This window comes from Klebsiella sp. 10 (assembly GCF_018223925.1).
Taxonomy (GTDB): Bacteria; Pseudomonadota; Gammaproteobacteria; order Enterobacterales; family Enterobacteriaceae; genus Klebsiella; species Klebsiella pneumoniae.
Map to the genome: position 1 here is coordinate 204,846 of NZ_JAGRRB010000012.1, position 16,069 is coordinate 220,914.

Annotated in this window: 19 protein-coding genes and 1 pseudogene; 15 read left to right on the forward strand and 5 right to left on the reverse strand. The window is 50.2% G+C overall.

Annotation, left to right across the window (positions count from 1 at the left end; all coding sequences use genetic code 11):
* Window positions 1–45: 45 nt before the first annotated feature.
* The 3 genes from KHQ26_RS14480 to KHQ26_RS14490 form a co-directional block, all read right to left on the reverse strand.
* A complete protein-coding gene (locus KHQ26_RS14480) occupies window positions 46–318 on the reverse strand; it encodes a hypothetical protein (RefSeq protein ID WP_020803697.1) in 273 nt (90 codons plus the stop codon).
* Window positions 319–939: 621 nt separating this feature from the next.
* Window positions 940–2,025, reverse strand: a complete 1,086-nt coding sequence (locus tag KHQ26_RS14485) for a tyrosine-type recombinase/integrase (RefSeq protein ID WP_032439000.1) — start codon at window positions 2,023–2,025, stop codon at window positions 940–942.
* Window positions 2,026–2,028: 3 nt separating this feature from the next.
* The gene (locus KHQ26_RS14490) at window positions 2,029–2,649 is read right to left on the reverse strand and encodes a phage repressor protein CI (protein ID WP_211777899.1); all 621 of its coding nucleotides are present in this window, start codon (window positions 2,647–2,649) and stop codon (window positions 2,029–2,031) included.
* Window positions 2,650–2,749: 100 nt separating this feature from the next.
* On the opposite strand from KHQ26_RS14490, the gene KHQ26_RS14495 reads away from it, so the two are divergent.
* From KHQ26_RS14495 to KHQ26_RS14555, 13 genes and pseudogenes are all read left to right on the forward strand, one after another.
* On the forward strand, window positions 2,750–2,986 hold the full coding sequence (locus KHQ26_RS14495; protein ID WP_004144798.1) for a hypothetical protein: 237 nt from the start codon (window positions 2,750–2,752) through the stop codon (window positions 2,984–2,986).
* A gap of 34 nt (window positions 2,987–3,020) precedes the next feature.
* Window positions 3,021–3,530 carry a phage regulatory CII family protein gene (locus tag KHQ26_RS14500; RefSeq protein ID WP_211777900.1) on the forward strand — a complete coding sequence of 170 codons (510 nt, stop codon included), beginning with the start codon at window positions 3,021–3,023 and terminating at the stop codon, window positions 3,528–3,530.
* A gap of 7 nt (window positions 3,531–3,537) precedes the next feature.
* Window positions 3,538–3,738: a phage filamentation protein Fil family protein gene (locus KHQ26_RS14505; protein ID WP_004205792.1), complete on the forward strand. Its 201-nt coding sequence runs from the start codon at window positions 3,538–3,540 to the stop codon at window positions 3,736–3,738.
* A complete protein-coding gene (locus KHQ26_RS14510; RefSeq protein ID WP_032706406.1) occupies window positions 3,702–4,040 on the forward strand; it encodes a DUF5347 family protein in 339 nt (112 codons plus the stop codon). The genes KHQ26_RS14505 and KHQ26_RS14510 overlap by 37 nt, the downstream gene beginning before the upstream one ends.
* Window positions 4,041–4,107: 67 nt before the next feature.
* Window positions 4,108–4,341 (forward strand): DUF2732 family protein, encoded by a 234-nt coding sequence (locus tag KHQ26_RS14515; protein ID WP_032438887.1) that lies wholly within the window; start codon window positions 4,108–4,110, stop codon window positions 4,339–4,341.
* On the forward strand, window positions 4,341–4,568 hold the full coding sequence (locus KHQ26_RS14520) for a TraR/DksA family transcriptional regulator (protein WP_023318930.1): 228 nt from the start codon (window positions 4,341–4,343) through the stop codon (window positions 4,566–4,568). Before KHQ26_RS14515 ends, KHQ26_RS14520 begins: the two co-directional genes overlap by 1 nt.
* A complete protein-coding gene (locus KHQ26_RS14525) occupies window positions 4,565–5,452 on the forward strand; it encodes a DNA adenine methylase (RefSeq protein ID WP_211777901.1) in 888 nt (295 codons plus the stop codon). The genes KHQ26_RS14520 and KHQ26_RS14525 overlap by 4 nt, the downstream gene beginning before the upstream one ends.
* Window positions 5,433–7,838: a replication endonuclease gene (locus KHQ26_RS14530; RefSeq protein WP_211777902.1), complete on the forward strand. Its 2,406-nt coding sequence runs from the start codon at window positions 5,433–5,435 to the stop codon at window positions 7,836–7,838. Before KHQ26_RS14525 ends, KHQ26_RS14530 begins: the two co-directional genes overlap by 20 nt.
* Before the next feature lie 171 nt (window positions 7,839–8,009).
* Entirely contained in the window at window positions 8,010–8,198 is a 189-nt protein-coding gene (locus KHQ26_RS14535) for a hypothetical protein (protein ID WP_023313664.1), read from the forward strand.
* 14 nt (window positions 8,199–8,212) lie between these two features.
* Window positions 8,213–8,445, forward strand: a pseudogene (locus KHQ26_RS14540) (DinI-like family protein).
* 286 nt (window positions 8,446–8,731) lie between these two features.
* Entirely contained in the window at window positions 8,732–8,950 is a 219-nt protein-coding gene (locus KHQ26_RS14545) for a hypothetical protein (protein ID WP_016529211.1), read from the forward strand.
* Window positions 8,950–9,792 carry a hypothetical protein gene (locus KHQ26_RS14550; protein ID WP_211777903.1) on the forward strand — a complete coding sequence of 281 codons (843 nt, stop codon included), beginning with the start codon at window positions 8,950–8,952 and terminating at the stop codon, window positions 9,790–9,792. The genes KHQ26_RS14545 and KHQ26_RS14550 overlap by 1 nt, the downstream gene beginning before the upstream one ends.
* Before the next feature lie 221 nt (window positions 9,793–10,013).
* A complete protein-coding gene (locus KHQ26_RS14555; protein WP_023313661.1) occupies window positions 10,014–11,165 on the forward strand; it encodes a TIGR02391 family protein in 1,152 nt (383 codons plus the stop codon).
* Window positions 11,166–11,216: 51 nt separating this feature from the next.
* Here the strand turns inward: KHQ26_RS14555 and KHQ26_RS14560 are convergent, their stop codons facing one another.
* On the reverse strand, window positions 11,217–12,251 hold the full coding sequence (locus tag KHQ26_RS14560; RefSeq protein WP_211777904.1) for a phage portal protein: 1,035 nt from the start codon (window positions 12,249–12,251) through the stop codon (window positions 11,217–11,219).
* Complete coding sequence (locus KHQ26_RS14565) at window positions 12,251–14,014, reverse strand: terminase ATPase subunit family protein (protein WP_032409543.1); 1,764 nt, start codon at window positions 14,012–14,014, stop codon at window positions 12,251–12,253. Before KHQ26_RS14565 ends, KHQ26_RS14560 begins: the two co-directional genes overlap by 1 nt.
* A 140-nt stretch (window positions 14,015–14,154) precedes the next feature.
* On the opposite strand from KHQ26_RS14565, the gene KHQ26_RS14570 reads away from it, so the two are divergent.
* Complete coding sequence (locus KHQ26_RS14570) at window positions 14,155–14,988, forward strand: GPO family capsid scaffolding protein (RefSeq protein WP_023313658.1); 834 nt, start codon at window positions 14,155–14,157, stop codon at window positions 14,986–14,988.
* 16 nt (window positions 14,989–15,004) lie between these two features.
* A complete protein-coding gene (locus KHQ26_RS14575; protein WP_019704960.1) occupies window positions 15,005–16,069 on the forward strand; it encodes a phage major capsid protein, P2 family in 1,065 nt (354 codons plus the stop codon).

Sequence of the window (16,069 nt, forward strand, 5' to 3'; positions counted from 1 at the left end):
AAAGTGACTAAATGCGCAGTTAGCGGCCTTCTTCTGCGCAAAGGCTCAGCAGCGGCCCGCTTTTTGCGACAGGGCGTCGCAGGTTTTGCTCGCTAGCGTCGGGTTGGCGCCTGCGCAGATGGCATCCGAGACGGTGCTACCGCCGCCCAGCGGGATCAGCCCGTAAAGCTTCGGCTCGGCGGCCTTCGTCACATAGCAGCGATGGCTGGTTTTGCCGATGGTGACCACAAAGTTGGTTTTCACATCCTGCTGCCTCGCATCGGAAATTGTCACCTGCGAAGCATCGACATTAAAAGCAAACGCGGCGGCCTCTTTCATTTTCCGTCGTCATGGGTGGTTTAGCTACGCAACCCATTAATAACAGTGCCAGACAGGTACTGATTGATATATCCCGTATTTTCATCATTTCATCCTTTTTGTAAGTCAGCGGGTTATATATAAGAGCGGGGGGAGGAACGCGTTGATTACGATCAGCTGGCGCAGGCTATGGTTATTTTTCGGAAATTGAACTGTGTTGTTACATTTATCGTGAGTAGTATGAATTCCAGCATTGCAGGAATGAAAGATATTTCAAGACTACGTTGCGTAGTTAGACAGAAGTCAACAGGAGTGCGGCGGTTATGGGCTGCCCGAGATGCTCTGAGCAATATTTTGCTAATGCAGAATGCTATCTGTTTTAGCGTAAGCGCAAATTTTCCCTGCGTTATAACGGACTTTTTATCCTCTTAATGGGATAGCGACAACACGCTAAGCCATGCGCGTTGCTCAGTGGTTTGTGGTGCCATTTTAAAATTCAGAAACAAAAAAGCCACTCTTTCGAGTGACTTAATTATATGATTTTAAAGCTAAAATTTGGTGGCCCCTGTTGGGTTTGAACCAACGACCAAGCGATTATGAGTCCGAACTATATTCTAATAAAAACAAAGATATACAGTTAAATCAAACGCATAGCATTTCGTATATTGTCGAAAAGTATTGCATAGTGCTGCGCTGTGCTGCCATTTTGCTGCCACTTATCAGGTTTAATGGGTTAAGTTGAACCGCTTCTGTAAGGTGGTCAGGGGCGAAGTGAGCATAACGCATCGTGACTTTGATATCTGTATGTCCGAGGATGCGTTGTAAGACTAAAATATTGCCGCCGCCCATCATGAAATGGCTGGCAAAAGTATGCCGTAAAACATGCGAAAGCTGACCGTCAGGAAGTTCAATTCCCGCCCGTTTTACTGCGCTCCTGAATGCTGAGTAACATCCGGTAAAGAGCGGTTTAGAGGTTCGGCTTTTGGGTAGTAATTCATAAAGCTCGTCACTGATAGGAACAGCTCGGTTCTTCTTACCTTTCGTTTTGATAAAAGTGATTTTTCCGGGGCTTATCTGCTTTCCAGTTAAACTTTCCGCTTCACCCCATCTTGCTCCGGTTGCAAGGCAGATTTTAACAATCATGGTTAAATCCTCCGCCTTGCTTTTTTCACATTCTTCCAGCAAGCGAGCCGCTTCCTCAACTGTAAGCCAGGCCAGCTCAATTTCTGCGATCTTAAACTCTCTGACGTTTTCAAGAGGGTTGGGTGCTGTCCAGTCATCAAGTCTTTTCAGCTCGTTGAACATAGCCCGAAAGTAAGCTAGTTCAAGGTTAACCGTGCGAGGGGTGACAGCCTTGACGCGATCAGAGCGGGTTATTTTTCCGCTTAACCGCTGTTCTCTATAAGTTGAGAACAGTTTAGCGTTGAATTCTGTAGCGAGGGGATCACCCATTGCGAGACAGGCAAACTCCATTGCGCCTTTGCGCTTTTCACCATCAGCAAGCGTAACGCCATGTGCGTTATACCAAGCTGTAACCAAATCCCGAACGCGGCGTTTATCAGTTTTCTCGCCCAGCCACGGCTTATCTTGAGCCTGATCTTTTATGTGACGCTCGAATGCTAAAGCCTCCCCTTTGGTCGCGAACTGGCGACGGATGCGCTTTCCATCCCTACCGTTTGGGAAAACCTGAGCCTGCCACTTTCCGTTAGGTAGTTTTGAAACAGCCATAATTCACATGCTCTCTGTACGAGTGATTATTTTCCCAAGAATTTTTATGTCATCAATTTTGCATTCGAAAGAGGCCTTGCCATTCTCAACTCGCACGCGTCCGCCGGGAAAGCGGTACAACTCGCGGACGCTTACAATCCCATCAATTTCAATGAACCAGAGCCCATCTACCAATTCGCCATCGTAACGTTCAGCAAGGTAGGTCGTTTTGTCAGCATTCAAGATGAACGGTGAATTCAAGCCCTCTGGAATTGTCGATGTATCAGCTATTACATCGTTTTGGGGTGAGATATTCCCATTAGTGATGTCTATGCGTTTTAAATAGGTGATATTTTCATCGTTGCCCCCAAGGAACCTGCTTCCTTCCCCTGTGCTAAGCCAAATTAGGGATGCTCCTGTTTCAAGATGACAAACGATCACCCAGTCGGCTGGGAAGGTATCGCGTGCATACCTGTTAGCCATAGTGCTTTGCGAGACGCCAAGCTGATGGCAGAGGGCTATGCGGGTAGTGAAACCATAAGCTTCCAGAATGCGAGCAATAACCTCTTTTCCGCCTCTATTTTGAGATATGAAATCTCGAATCAGCTTTACGTCATCTTTATTCGTTAAGTTTCGTGTTGACATGATGGTTTTGTGATCCTAATATCTCGATTCAAGATGTTTTGAATAGTGTTAAACAGTGCCTAATAGTGAGTTACGCACCCAAACCGAGGAATAGTGCATCATGAGTCGCCAATTATCAATGCGCCCTAGCATCAATCTTGTGGTGTCTGAACCATTCATTACCCTGGATGAGTTCTGCCGCCGTACCGGTTACAAACTCAGCTACGCCCGCCAAATGATCCGTGAAGGCCGCCTTCCAATTCGTAAAAAGGAAGGGGTAAATAGCCTTATCGAAGTAAACATGTTCGCATTGACGATGGAAGCGGCTCAAGGCTGCGAAATCGCAATGCAAGCCTGATAGTTCCATTTTGGGATATAGAGAGGCCAAAAACATGTTTGATTTCAGGATTTCCAAACATCCGCATTTTGATGAAGCCTGCAGGGCTTTCGCACTGCGTCATAACATGACGAAGCTGGCAGGGCGTGCCGGGATGAATGTTCAGACTCTGCGCAACAAGCTAAACCCTGACCAGCCGCACCAACTTACCGCACCGGAAATCTGGCTGCTTACTGATCTGACCGAGGATTCCGCATTGGTTGATGGCTTCCTGGCGCAGATCCACTGCCTCCCGTGCGTGCCGCTAAACGAAGTCGCTCGCGAAAAGATGCCGGATTATGTACTAAAAGCTACGGCCGAAATCGGCCGCGTGGCTGCCGGCGCCGTTTCCGGCGAAGCTCATACAACGGCAGGGCGCCGCCAGATTGTTGATAGCATCAATTCAGTTACTCGACTGATGGCATTAACCGCAGTGACGTTGCACGCGCGCCTGCAGGCAAGCCCGGCGATGGCCAGCACCATTGATACAGTCACTGGCCTGGGTGCCTCATTTGGTTTGATCTGAGGTGGCTATGTTGACTAAACAACCATCACTCGCATCGCTGCTCGTTAAGCAAAGCCCATCACCTCATTTCGGGCATGGCTGGATCATGGGGAAGGATGGCAAGCGCTGGCATCCGTGCCGCTCTCAGGATGCGCTGCTGGAAGGTTTAACCGGTAACAGGAAAAGAATGTCATGGCTTTCAAAGCTGAAGATATCACTATCAATATGAGCGCCGGGCAGCGTGCCAGTGCGTTAAATCATATATCTGTATTACGCACCGCTCTATATGGCGACTGTGAAAAAGAACTTAATCGTTTTATTAACGAAATGCGTGATAAGCGTGATGAAAAGTACGAGCTGAATAATCGTGTGCTTGCAGCATTATTTTTTCTTGCAAATATTAGCAAGGAGCGTCACTGCGTTGAATTTAGTGAGCTGACGAGTGACGAGGTAACCGCACTTATTGGTGTGATGAACCATCTTCGCGCAGTCGTGAGTTTATTTCCAAAGCGGCTAACCATGCCGAATTAAACGACAACGGAAATTAATGGCGTAAACCCGCCGGGCATTCTTTTGCCAAAATTCAGGAGAAACAACAATGCGAAATATCGAAACCCGTTCCAACAAAATCGGCCCGGATGATGCAGGTCTTAACCAGATACTGACAGAGGCCCGCATGGAAGAACGCCGCGCACGTGCTGCGGCAATGGCTGCCCGCCTTGATAGCCTGGCGTGTCACATCACATCGCGCCAGCTTAATCACGTTGAGGCGGCGGAGCTGCTGTGCGTTGCTGCGGAAAACATCCAGAACGAAGCGCAGGAGATCCACTGATGGCTGATTCTATGGACCTCGTACAGCAGCGCGTTGAAGAAGAACGCCAGAGGCACATCCACACCGCCCGCAGTAAAGCGCCGGGCGTTTCCCGTGTCTTGTGCATTGACTGCGACGCACCAATACCGCCAGCCCGCCGCCGTGCTATTCCTGGCGTGCAGTGCTGCATCACCTGTCAGGAAATCGCAGAGCTGAAAGGCAAACACTACAATGGGGGTGCTGTATGAGCACCATCCTGAAATGGGCGGGCAATAAGACCTCCGTCACGCATGAGCTGAAAAAGCACCTGCCTGCAGGCCTGCGACTGGTTGAGCCTTTCGCGGGTTCCTGCGCTGTGATGATGGCGACAGAGTATCCTCATTATCTTGTCGCGGATATTAATCCAGATCTTATCAATCTTTATAAAAAAATTGCCCTTGATTGTGAAGCTTTCGTATCACGCGCAAAAAATATTTTTGCGATTGCGAATAGAGAGGTAGCTTATTACAACATTAGGCATGAATTTAATCATTCCTCTGAAATTACTGATTTCATGAAAGCAGTATATTTCCTATATCTCAATCGCCACGGCTATCGTGGCCTGTGTCGTTATAACAGGAAAGGTGAATTTAACGTTCCATACGGGAATTATAAAAAACCATATTTCCCGGAAGACGAAATCAGAGCATTTGCAGAGAAAGCAAAACGCGCCACCTTCATTTGTGCCAGCTATGAGGAAACTTTAGCGATGGTCAAAGCAGGTGATGTGATTTATTGCGACCCACCTTATGACGGAACATTTACCGACTATCACACTGATGGTTTCAATGAGCTTGAACAGCGTCGCCTGGCGACGACTCTTGATGTACTGGCATCAGCAGGCCATCAGGTTGTTGTGTCGAACAGTGAAACCGAGCTGACGAACGCGATTTACCAGAATTTTACCCGCCACCGTATTAACGCAAAACGCAGTATGGGCGTTGCTGGTGGTGATGGTAAGTCTGCAACTGAAATTATCGCTGTTTCTCAACCTCTGATCTGGTCCGGGTTTGATCTGGCAGCGTATCCAGTCGTGAGTGCGTCTTACGAAACTTTCCAAAGAGAGTATTTGTGTGAGCCATCACGACATTAAAAACTACGGCGGTGCAGATGATGCCGCCGCTGCTTTTGTCTGGAATGCCCCGAAAAAAGCGGTTAACCCGTATGTGGACCCGGCGGAAGTTGCGCCGGTGTCTGCGCTTTCAAACCTGATCGCTCTCTACGCCAGCGACAACGAGCAGGAGCAGCTGCGCCGTGAGGCGATGAGCGATGAGGTCTGGGAGCGCTATTTCTACAATGAAGCCCGTGATCCTGTTCAGCGTGAAATGGAGCAGGACCGGCTGATCAGCCGTGCCAAAATGGCCCGCGAGCAGCAGCGGTTTAATCCCGATCTGGTGATTCTGGCAGACGTAAGCGCTGAACCATCACATATCAGCAAGCCACTGCTTGAGCGCATTAAATATTTCGAGGGCCTGGGCAAGCCGAAGGCATATTCCCGCTATCTACGTGAAACCATCAGGCCGTGCCTGGAACGCCTGGAGCGCGTGCGTGCCAGCCAGGTTTCTGCGTCATTCCGGTTTATGGCGAGCCACGACGGGCTGGAGGGCTTACTGGTTCTGCCGGAAATGAACCAGGATCAGGTTAAGCGGTTATCTACCTTGGTGGCGGCACACATGAGCATGTGTCTGGATGCTGCCTGTGGTGAGCTGTTTGCGGATGAAGACGTTACGCCGGAAGAGATCCGCCGGTCATGGGAAAGGGTGGCCGCTGAGGCCATGCACCTTGATGTTATCCCGCCTGCCTTCGAGCAGCTGCGCCGTAAAAAGCACCGCCGTAACCCCGTCCCGTACGAACTTATTCCGGGTTCGCTTGCCCGTATGCTCTGTGCTGACTGGTGGTATCGCAAGCTGTGGCAGATGCGGTGTGAATGGCGAGAAGAACAGCTGCGCGCCGTCTGCCTGGTTAACAAAAAGGCGTCTCCGTATGTCAGCTATGAGGCCGTGATCCATAAACGCGAACAGCGCCGCAAATCGCTGGAGTTCTTCCGCTCGCATGAGCTGACCAATGAGCAGGGCGATACGCTGGATATGGAAGACGTGGTAAAAGCCAGCAGCAGCAATCCGGCACACCGGCGCAACGAAATGATGGCCTGCGTTAAAGGGCTGGAGCTGATCGCAGAAATGCGCGGAGACTGCGCGGTGTTCTATACCATCACCTGCCCGTCACGCTTTCACGCAACGCTCAATAACGGCAGACCAAACCCGAAATGGACCAGTGCAACGGTCCGGCAGAGTAGCGACTATCTGGTGCATACGTTCGCCGCTTTCCGCAAGGCGATGCACAAAGCCGGGCTGCGCTGGTATGGCGTCCGCGTTGCTGAGCCACACCATGACGGCACCGTGCACTGGCACCTGCTTTGCTTCATGCGCAAAAAAGACCGCAAGTCCATCACTGCACTGCTGCGTAAATTTGCCATCCGTGAGGACCGCGAGGAGCTGGGCAACAATACCGGCCCGCGCTTTAAGTCTGAGCTGATCAACCCGCGCAAGGGTACGCCGACCAGCTACATCGCGAAGTACATAAGTAAGAACATCGACGGGCGTGGCCTGGCTAACGAAATCAGCAAAGAAACCGGCAGATCACTGCGGGACAATGCCGAACATGTCAATGCCTGGGCCTCGCTGCATCGCGTCCAGCAATTCCGCTTTTTCGGTATACCGGGCCGCCAGGCTTATCGCGAGCTGCGTTTGCTGGCGGGCCAGGCCGCGCGACAGCAGACCGATAAAAAAGCCGGTGCGCCGGTACTGGATAACCCGCGTCTGGATGCCGTGCTGGCGGCAGCCGATGCCGGGTGTTTTGCCACCTACATCATGAAACAGGGCGGCGTACTGGTTCCGCGTAAACATCACCTGGTCCGAACGGCTTATGAACTCAATGACGAGCCATCAGTCTATGGCGATCACGGCATCCGTATTTATGGCATCTGGTCCCCGATTATTGAGGACCGGATTTGCACGCATGCGATGAAGTGGAAAATGGTTCGTAAGGCCGTTGACGTTCAGGAGGCGCCAGCCGACCAGGGCGCTTGCGCCCCTTGGACTCGTGGCAATAACTGTCCCCCTGTGGAAAAAATGAACGAAAACGGGGCCGTAAGCGGACAGGATTTACCGGATATTGCGGGTATGGATGAGCGGGAGCTGCAGGAGTATCTCCATAGCATGAGCAAAAAAGAGCTGAGGGAGCTAAACGCACGGCTTCGCATGGTTAAGCCTAAGCGCCGGAAAGGGTACAGGCAGGATGTGGATAATCAGCAGCGCCTGCAGCTGGAGTATGAACTTAAATCGAGAGGCTTTGATGGTTCGGAGGCGGAGATCGATCTGCTTCTGCGCGGTGGCAGTATTCCATCCGGAGCCGGTCTGCGTGTCTTTTACCGGAACCAAAGGCTGCAGGAAGATGATAAATGGCGGCGGTGGTACTGATGAAGGGGCGCATTTTTTGCCTTTATCCTGCTACATCGGACACATCTGATTGAATGATAGAAAGTATTTTACAACTTAAAAAACGTATTATACTGTATGCATATACAGTATTTGGTTGTCCGTATGTAGGGATGTGGCATTACATACCCTGTAGTGAGGATCGGAGGGAAAATGCAGGACTATCTTTTGGAGTCGTTGAAGCTCCAGCGTATTGATTTTTTTATCAAGCTTGTAGCGGCTAGTGAGTGCAGCGATGAAGAGAAGCGGCTTGCTATCCAGTGGGTCTCAGAGCTGACAGATGAATTAATGGCGAAAATTCGTAGCCATGAGTACAGCCAGTCAATGGATGTTTCCAGTTAGAAGGGGTGATCTCCATGCGTGTCGAAATAATGATTGATAAAGAGCAGAAAATTAGCCTGGCGACACTGGAAGCACTTGAAACCGAGCTTTACCGAAACCTGACCCCTTTGTATCCCAAGACGGCGATCCGCATTCGTAAAGGAGTGCCAACGGTATCGAGTTGACCGGCTTAAAACTTGATGAGGATAAGCAGCGGGTAATGGAGATTATGCAGCAGGTCTGGGAAGACGACAGCTGGCTGCATTAGCGAACCTTGCGGACGATAAAACTGGCTTTTACCGTCCGCAAGGTTGAACAACGAGCCGTGCGAGGCGTTAGAAATTGCCTTTGTTAGTGCCTGCTTCTCATAAGAGGCACTATATATGCTAAATGCAGTGGTTTAAGGCAGAAACATCTTGCGCGATTAGGGGCAATGAACTTAAGTTAAGTAACGCAACCAACAGTTAAAACGGTTGTCTTAGTTATAAGGAATTTGCTGTTGTGGTTGCTGGTGACGAAGTGTACACTTCCGCGCCGTATAAGAAGGAGGGGTTATGTCAAGTATCGCCGCATTGAAGCTGGGTAATCCAGTTGAACGTTTGGCACGGGTTCTGAAAGAGAACCAGGACAAGCTCAATCTGAGTAAAGATGGTTTTGTGTCCGTAGATTTGTCCAACGAAGAAGCTATGAAAGCCATCCGAGATCAGATGGATAAGCTTGAAGGCATCAAAACGAGCACTGTTAAAGCAAAATATTATTACAGAACCCGTTAATGGCAACATTACTTTTAGCAGTGATTTTGGTTAGTGGTTTTATATATGTAAACCTATCACTTTCAACACGTTATAGATATAAGCGTTCCAATGGCTGGGACGCTTATTTTTTTGTGGCTGCATGGGGAATTGTCTTTTTCCTCGCTGGCGGCTTCCTTACCTTCGCTCTTAACATCAGCGGTGGGTTTCGCTGGTTTTCTAATGCGCTGAATCTGACTCCAGACAGCTTTAACGGGATGTTATCCACCACAACCGATAAACCGCAGCGCATCAATGAAATTAAGCAAATCGCGTGGGTTGTGATTTCAATAGTTCTGGCGGCACTGTTCGGTTGGCTAAACAAACGCCGTACTTCAAAGGGGGATCGCCGTTGGGATGCACTGGCAAAGGCAGTGGGAAACAATGCTTTTGAATCGCTGCTCATGGAAGCATCAGCTCGCCAGTTTCCTATCATTGCTACACTTTCATCACGCAAAATCTATGTAGGGCTGGTGACTTGCCCTGCGTTGGAAAATGGATTGTCGGAACACCTTGAAATTCTCCCCTTGCTGAGCGGATATCGTGATAAAGACGACCTAACGATAAATATCACGACAAACTATCATCAGCACTATCTTGAAAGCGGTGTTATCAGTGGGATGTCGCGCCTGAATATCCAGGATTTCCGTGTGCTGATCCCTAAAGACGAAGTTGAAACCATCTCGTTTTTTGATACTGAAACGTATAACAAATTTAAAGAAAACGAAGCGCGTGACCGGAAAGACTGCCGCAAGTTGGGTGGTAAAAAGCCATCCACACGCAGGAGAAAGACTGCTGGCGACGCAGAGCAGAGTAGTGCATGACTATGCTGCATGAATTTGCATGATCGTTTGAGGATCGTTTTAGCTCCGGCCCGCCAGTTCAGGCGGGTTTTTTCATATCTCATGCAGGTGCATGAAAACCACTACACAAAGCGGGCAGGCGTGGCGGGGATACGAGCGCGCGCAACATTAGATAGTGTGATACTTATCAGAGAAATCTTAAAAAGGTCCATTACAATACCCTCTCAAAAAAGGGGAATCTGATGTTTGTAAAAAATAACTTCAATGCAAATAATTTTGATGTGGAATTAGTTGATGCCATTGGTAACAGGCTGGAAAACAATCAATTCTCGGATGCAATACTTGCAGGAACCAAATATCTAACAACTTTGCTGCGTGAAAAAGGGCAATGTGAAGGGGATGGGGCTCAGCTTGTCGGTACTGTATTGGGTGGACAATCGCCTAGAATCAAAATTAATAGCCTTCAATCTGTATCAGAGCAGGACGAACAGCGCGGATTTGAATCCCTATTAAGAGGGTACTACCAGTGTATAAGAAATCCAAGGACACATGACAATTTCCCCGATACAGAAGATTCCTGCATGAGAATATTGATCATGTTGGATACTTTAATTAAATATTTAAAAAGAGATGTAGCTGAATTCGATTACACTGCTATTCTTGAAAGAGTTTATGAAGTTCATTTTGTGAATAATTCTGATTATGCTGAAGCTTTAATTTCACAAATCCCAGAGAAAAGACTAGTTGATTTTTTTCAAGATTTAATTCTTCGTTTTAACGAAAGGCCAACTAAGGAAATCGATTCTATATTTAAAGCAATTAACCAAAGATTGTCAGGAGAAGAAGAAAAAGCTGCAATGCGGTTGATAGGTGAGGAATTACGCAGGGCCAGTAATGATTCTGAGTTTGCTAATGTATTCAGAATAATTAAGCCGAGTGCTTGGCGAATTCTTCCTGATGATGTTTTAATTAGGATGGAAAACATCATTATTGAAGAATGCAAAAAAGGATATTTTGACTTTTATTCTAATGCTACCAAAGGGGCTATAGGTACTTGGGGTAATACATTTGGCAGCAAGTTTAAAAGAAAAGACGATCTTGGGGATGCTTTAATTGGATTGTTATATAATAGCTGGTATACGCAAAATTATGTCGCAAAATATTACGTATTTTCAATTCCTTCTATCATAACTGATGATGTTAAAGTTAAGGAGTTAGCTGATGCTTTGGCTTATGCCACCATCGTAAATGGTGCTAAGCTTTTAAGAACAAAATTGATTGATGCCAGTAAAAATTACCCTGAGCAGTTGAAGAATCATCTTAGAGATGCAGTTCAGCAACGAATGGATAGTGATAAAAAATATGCGGAAGAATTATTGGATCAAATAGGGTGATTATGAACTGCACCTAAAGTTATTCTTCATTTTAGGTGCGTTTCTAGATAGTTAATCTAAATCATATGAGGTGAATTTAATCAATTCTTCGTCAAGTCCAATCCATGAGTTAATTTCTGATATCCGGTGTTGAAGCGGAAGTAATTCATTCCTGACAAAAACCTTACTTGCTTTCTCCACATCCCCAAACCCACCAACATTACTCGGCATAATCCCCATCATCTGTGGCGGTACGCGGTGCGCTGCCATCATGTCATCGCGGCTCACGTTTTTGATATTCAGAAACTCATCCTTTGCCGCTACTTCTGACAGAGGGATGATCTGGATGCCGTCTTTTTTCCCGTTGGGTGAATACATAAACAGGTTGCGGAAGTTGCCTGGCCCCTTGGCACTTTTCATCGCATGGCGGATGTTGTTCACGTCCTCCTGATTCTGCGCCGCGTCGGTCATATACATGATGAAGCCCGCATGACTACCGTTAATGTAATACTTACGACGGAACAGCGTAGCGGACTCGTTAAGCAGCGCAGAGGGGATGGCTGACAGGTATTCCGGCAGGCCATAAATCTCTTGGTTTAAATCCGGCTCCATAAGGTGAAAAATGCTGCCCTTTGTGAACTCATAAGGCTCTGTTGTCATCCCATACTGCACAAACCAGTAAGTATCAAGATCCAGGCCACGGCGAGTATATTTAGCTAGCGACGGCTCCAGTGACAGAGTGCCGCCGAGCCGGTTAGTGCGTTTCTCCAAATAGGCATTACCGAATACTAGATAGTCCTGAACAAACCGGCTGAACGCCTGCTGGCTTAACAGTGGATGCGGGATAAAGGTGCTGGTCAGGATGTTGCGTTTGACCGCAATTGGCGAGCTGTGATGAACGGCGGCTCGGTAAGTGCGCGCCAGCCCGTCAAAGCTCACCGGCGGTTCATACCAGCGATCCATCTGCACGCACTCCACATAATCCAGCAATTCCCGGCGGTCCAGTACCGGAATCGGATCGCCAAAGCTGAATGCTTCTGTAGATACGCCGCTGTTTTGTTGAACGTTCTGGTTAGCTACAGCGCGGTTTTTATTCCTCTTGCCCATCAAAAAATCTCCACAATGTTGCTGGTATTGGCCGCTTCGCCCTGCAGCGGTTCATTAAAAAGTGCGTGCATCGTAGCCCAGGCCAGATCGGCGTGGCTGGCTTCTTCGCTGCGGCTGGCTTCATAGGTCGGACGGTTTCCGCTGGCGGTGGTGGCGCGGCGGATAGCCATAAATGACTGCGCAATGTCGGTATGCCCGGCGTCAAACTCCAGACGGCGGTGGCTGATAATGTCGTATGCCTTGAGCACCAGGGCGTTTTTGACGTTGGGGTTATAGACAAACTCCCGCACGGCAGGAAAAAAGCCTTTTACGTTTTCATAAACACCGTGACCGACGCCGGTGGAGTCAATGCCGATGTAGGTCACGTTATACTGCTGAGTCAGTTTGCGGATGGCCTCTGCCTGGGCGCGGAAGTCCATTCCGCGCCACTGGTGGCGCTCAAGGATGCGGAACTTACCGCCAGGTACCGTAGGCGGGGCAATAACTACGCAGCCAGCGCTGTCACCGTTCTGGGTGCCTTTCGCCGGGTCATAGCCGATCCAGACTTCGCGCCAGCCAAACGGACGCAGGGCCAGCGCCTGAAAGTCTTCCCAGACTTCCCAGCTGTCCACCATGCAGGCCTGCAGGTCAGCCAGTGGGAAAACGGAGGCGAGATCGTCGATGAACTCACACATCAGCAGGTTCTGGTACTCGTCGGGGCTGTACTCCAGGCGCAGCTGGTCGAGGTCGAACAGATTGCAGCCACCGCTCACGGCGTCCTCCACCGTCACGATCTGTCTGAACTGACCGTCAGCGCAAAGCAGACCGGCAGCAAGGGCTGAGTGGGTCAGGTCGATATCAACGCGATCAGCTTTTGCCCGCCCGCGATTGAACAGGGCGCCGGACCAGAACGGGTAAGCGCTGTGCGTCAGGCTGGAAGGCGTTGAGAAATAGGTCTGGCGCCATTTCTTATGCAGCGCCATGCCGGAGGCGACTTTACGTAGCTCCTGAAATTTCGGGATCCAGAAATACTCATCAAGATACAGGTTGCCGTGGTAGCTCTGTGCGGTGCGGGCGTTGGTCCCGAGAAAATACAGCGTGGCGCCGTTTGGCAGCACCATGGGATCGCCTTTTAATTCCACGTCGACTTCTTTGGCAAACTCGATGATGTACTGCTTAAAAACATGCGCCTGGGCTTTACTGGCTGACAGGAAAATCTGGTTTCGCCCTGTCATCAGGGCGTCCATCAGCGCTTCACGCGCGAAATAATACGTAGCGCCGATCTGGCGCGATTTAAGCACGTTGCGGATGCGGTGCTTAATTCCTGCTTCCCACCAGTGGCGCTGATATTCAAACATTCCGTTGCGGAAAATTTCTTCCAGCTTTTCGATCTGTTCGTCAGTAAACAGGTTCTTTTCTGGTGTCTTGCGGGGGCCGCGGTTGCGGTTTTGCACGTTAGGGTTAAGGTCCGCCTCATTACCGCCGTTGTTAAATTTACCGATGCGGGCGTGGCGCTCGGACTGGCGCGCCAGCAGGTCTATTTCTTTAAAGTCTTTCCCTTCCTTGTGCTCCTTCATGATGAGCTGGCAATAGCGGGCGGCAGTGGTGAGCTGCATCTGATCGAGTGGGCCATATTCGCCCCACTTGTCGCGCTTTTTCCAGCTGTGAACGGTTGCAACTTTTTCGCCCAGCATTTCAGCAATGCGGGCTACGCGGTATCCCTGAAAATACAGCAGTAATGCCTGCCTGCGGGGATCGAGGTCTGCGGGGGTCATCGTTTCCATGGCACAAACATACGACCTTGCCAGGCGCCTTTCCCCGGCTGGCCTTTGTATGGTTTACCGCACAAGGTCCGCGCGTTGTTTCACCCCCTCCATCGCAGCAACCATAAGGCCTCACAGAGTTATTTGATGGAGTCGGTCACATGGCTGTAAAAGCAAAGCGCTTCCGCATCGGTGTGGAAGGGGCAACGACAGACGGGCGCAATATTGAGCGTGCCTGGCTGGAACAGATGGCGGCGAGCTATGACCCACAGGTGTATACCGCGTTGATTAATCTGGAGCACATCAAGGGTTACACCCCTGATAGCCCATTCCGCCGTTTCGGGACCGTGGATAAGTTGGAGGCAGAGGAGATTGCAGACGGCCCGCTGAAAGGGAAAATGGCCCTGTATGCGTGGATCACACCGTCAGCGGATCTGGTGGCGTATACACGCAATCTGCAAAAGCTGTTTACCTCTATGGAAGTCAATACCAGTTTTGCCGATACCGGCAAAGCCTACCTCATTGGCCTGGCGGCGACGGATGATCCCGCAAGCCTCGGTACTGAAATGCTGCAGTTTAGCGCCAGCGCCAGAAGTAACCCCCTGGCAGGCCGCAAGCAAAACCCTGAAAACCTCTTTACCGCCGCAGAAGAAACGCTGATCGAGTGGGAAGAAGTCCAGGACGAAAAACCCTCCCTGTTTTCCCGCGTTGCCGCGATGTTCACCAAAAAAGAACAGAACGATGACGCGCGTTTTTCTGACGTGCATCGCGCGGTGGAGCTGATTGCTACTGAACAGCAAAACCTGAGCGAACGTACTGAGCACTCCCTGTCTGCGCAGGATGCGCGCATTGCTGAGCTGGAAGCCTCCCTGCAGGAACAGCAGACCGCTTTTGCTGAACTGGAGCAGCGGCTGAGCCAGGAAGACAGCCGCAAAGATTATCGCCAGCGCGCGCCGGGCGGAAACGCACCGGCAGGCACACTGACCAATTGCTGATGGAGCATAAGAACCAATGAAAAAGAAAACCCGTTTTGCCTTTAACGCCTACCTGCAGCAGCTGGCACGCCTGAACAACGTGGAAGTGGAAGAACTTTCCAGCAAATTCACCGTTGAGCCGTCGGTACAGCAGACGCTGGAAGACCAGATCCAGCAGTCCGCTGCCTTTCTGACACTGATTAACATCACCCCGGTGGATGAGCAGTCAGGCCAGTTGCTGGGTCTGGGTGTCGGTAGCACGATTGCCGGTACTACGGATACCACCACCAAAGAGCGCGAACCAACTGACCCGACAGTGATGGCGGACGTGGAATACAAATGCGAGCAGACCAACTTTGATACGGTGCTAACCTATGCAAAGCTGGACCTGTGGGCAAAATTCCAGGATTTCCAGGTACGGATCCGTAACGCCATCGTGAAGCGCCAGGCTCTGGACCGCATCATGATCGGGTTCAACGGCGTGAAGCGTGCCAAAACCTCTGACCGCGACGCCAACCCGATGCTGCAGGACGTAAATAAGGGCTGGCTGCAAAAAATCCGCGAAGATGCGCCGGATCATGTCATGGGCAGCGAAACCAAAGAAGGCGTGACCACCAAAGGCGCCGTGAAGGTTGGTAAGGGTGGCGATTATGCCAACCTGGACGCCGTGGTGATGGATGCGGTCAACGAGCTGATCGACCCGGTGTATCAGGATGATGATGATCTGGTGGTGGTCTGTGGCCGTGAGCTGCTGTCTGACAAGTATTTCCCGCTAGTTAACAAAGACCAGGAGAACACGGAGAAGCTGGCCGCTGATCTGATCATCAGCCAGAAACGCATGGGTGGCCTGCAGGCTGTACGCGCGCCGTATTTCCCTGCGAATGCACTGCTGATCACCCGCCTGGATAACCTGTCCATTTACTGGCAGGAAGATACCCGCCGTCGTTCTGTTATCGATAACCCGAAACGTGACCGGATCGAGAATTTCGAGTCCGTCAATGAAGCGTATGTGGTTGAGGATTACCGCTGCGCGGCGCTGGTCGAAAACATCCAGATGGGGGATTTCAGCGCGCCAGCTGTACCGGAAGGCGAGGGGGCATAA

Excerpts from the sequence above, each read along its gene's own strand:
- KHQ26_RS14480 (WP_020803697.1), bottom strand. The coding sequence starts at position 318 with ATGAAAGAGGCCGCCGCGTTTGCTTTTAATGTCGATGCTTCGCAGGTG.
- KHQ26_RS14485 (WP_032439000.1), bottom strand. The coding sequence starts at position 2,025 with ATGGCTGTTTCAAAACTACCTAACGGAAAGTGGCAGGCTCAGGTTTTC.
- KHQ26_RS14490 (WP_211777899.1), bottom strand. The coding sequence starts at position 2,649 with ATGTCAACACGAAACTTAACGAATAAAGATGACGTAAAGCTGATTCGA.
- KHQ26_RS14495 (WP_004144798.1), top strand. The coding sequence starts at position 2,750 with ATGAGTCGCCAATTATCAATGCGCCCTAGCATCAATCTTGTGGTGTCT.
- KHQ26_RS14500 (WP_211777900.1), top strand. The coding sequence starts at position 3,021 with ATGTTTGATTTCAGGATTTCCAAACATCCGCATTTTGATGAAGCCTGC.
- KHQ26_RS14505 (WP_004205792.1), top strand. The coding sequence starts at position 3,538 with ATGTTGACTAAACAACCATCACTCGCATCGCTGCTCGTTAAGCAAAGC.
- KHQ26_RS14510 (WP_032706406.1), top strand. The coding sequence starts at position 3,702 with ATGGCTTTCAAAGCTGAAGATATCACTATCAATATGAGCGCCGGGCAG.
- KHQ26_RS14515 (WP_032438887.1), top strand. The coding sequence starts at position 4,108 with ATGCGAAATATCGAAACCCGTTCCAACAAAATCGGCCCGGATGATGCA.
- KHQ26_RS14520 (WP_023318930.1), top strand. The coding sequence starts at position 4,341 with ATGGCTGATTCTATGGACCTCGTACAGCAGCGCGTTGAAGAAGAACGC.
- KHQ26_RS14525 (WP_211777901.1), top strand. The coding sequence starts at position 4,565 with ATGAGCACCATCCTGAAATGGGCGGGCAATAAGACCTCCGTCACGCAT.
- KHQ26_RS14535 (WP_023313664.1), top strand. The coding sequence starts at position 8,010 with ATGCAGGACTATCTTTTGGAGTCGTTGAAGCTCCAGCGTATTGATTTT.
- KHQ26_RS14545 (WP_016529211.1), top strand. The coding sequence starts at position 8,732 with ATGTCAAGTATCGCCGCATTGAAGCTGGGTAATCCAGTTGAACGTTTG.
- KHQ26_RS14550 (WP_211777903.1), top strand. The coding sequence starts at position 8,950 with ATGGCAACATTACTTTTAGCAGTGATTTTGGTTAGTGGTTTTATATAT.
- KHQ26_RS14555 (WP_023313661.1), top strand. The coding sequence starts at position 10,014 with ATGTTTGTAAAAAATAACTTCAATGCAAATAATTTTGATGTGGAATTA.
- KHQ26_RS14560 (WP_211777904.1), bottom strand. The coding sequence starts at position 12,251 with ATGGGCAAGAGGAATAAAAACCGCGCTGTAGCTAACCAGAACGTTCAA.
- KHQ26_RS14565 (WP_032409543.1), bottom strand. The coding sequence starts at position 14,014 with ATGGAAACGATGACCCCCGCAGACCTCGATCCCCGCAGGCAGGCATTA.
- KHQ26_RS14570 (WP_023313658.1), top strand. The coding sequence starts at position 14,155 with ATGGCTGTAAAAGCAAAGCGCTTCCGCATCGGTGTGGAAGGGGCAACG.
- KHQ26_RS14575 (WP_019704960.1), top strand. The coding sequence starts at position 15,005 with ATGAAAAAGAAAACCCGTTTTGCCTTTAACGCCTACCTGCAGCAGCTG.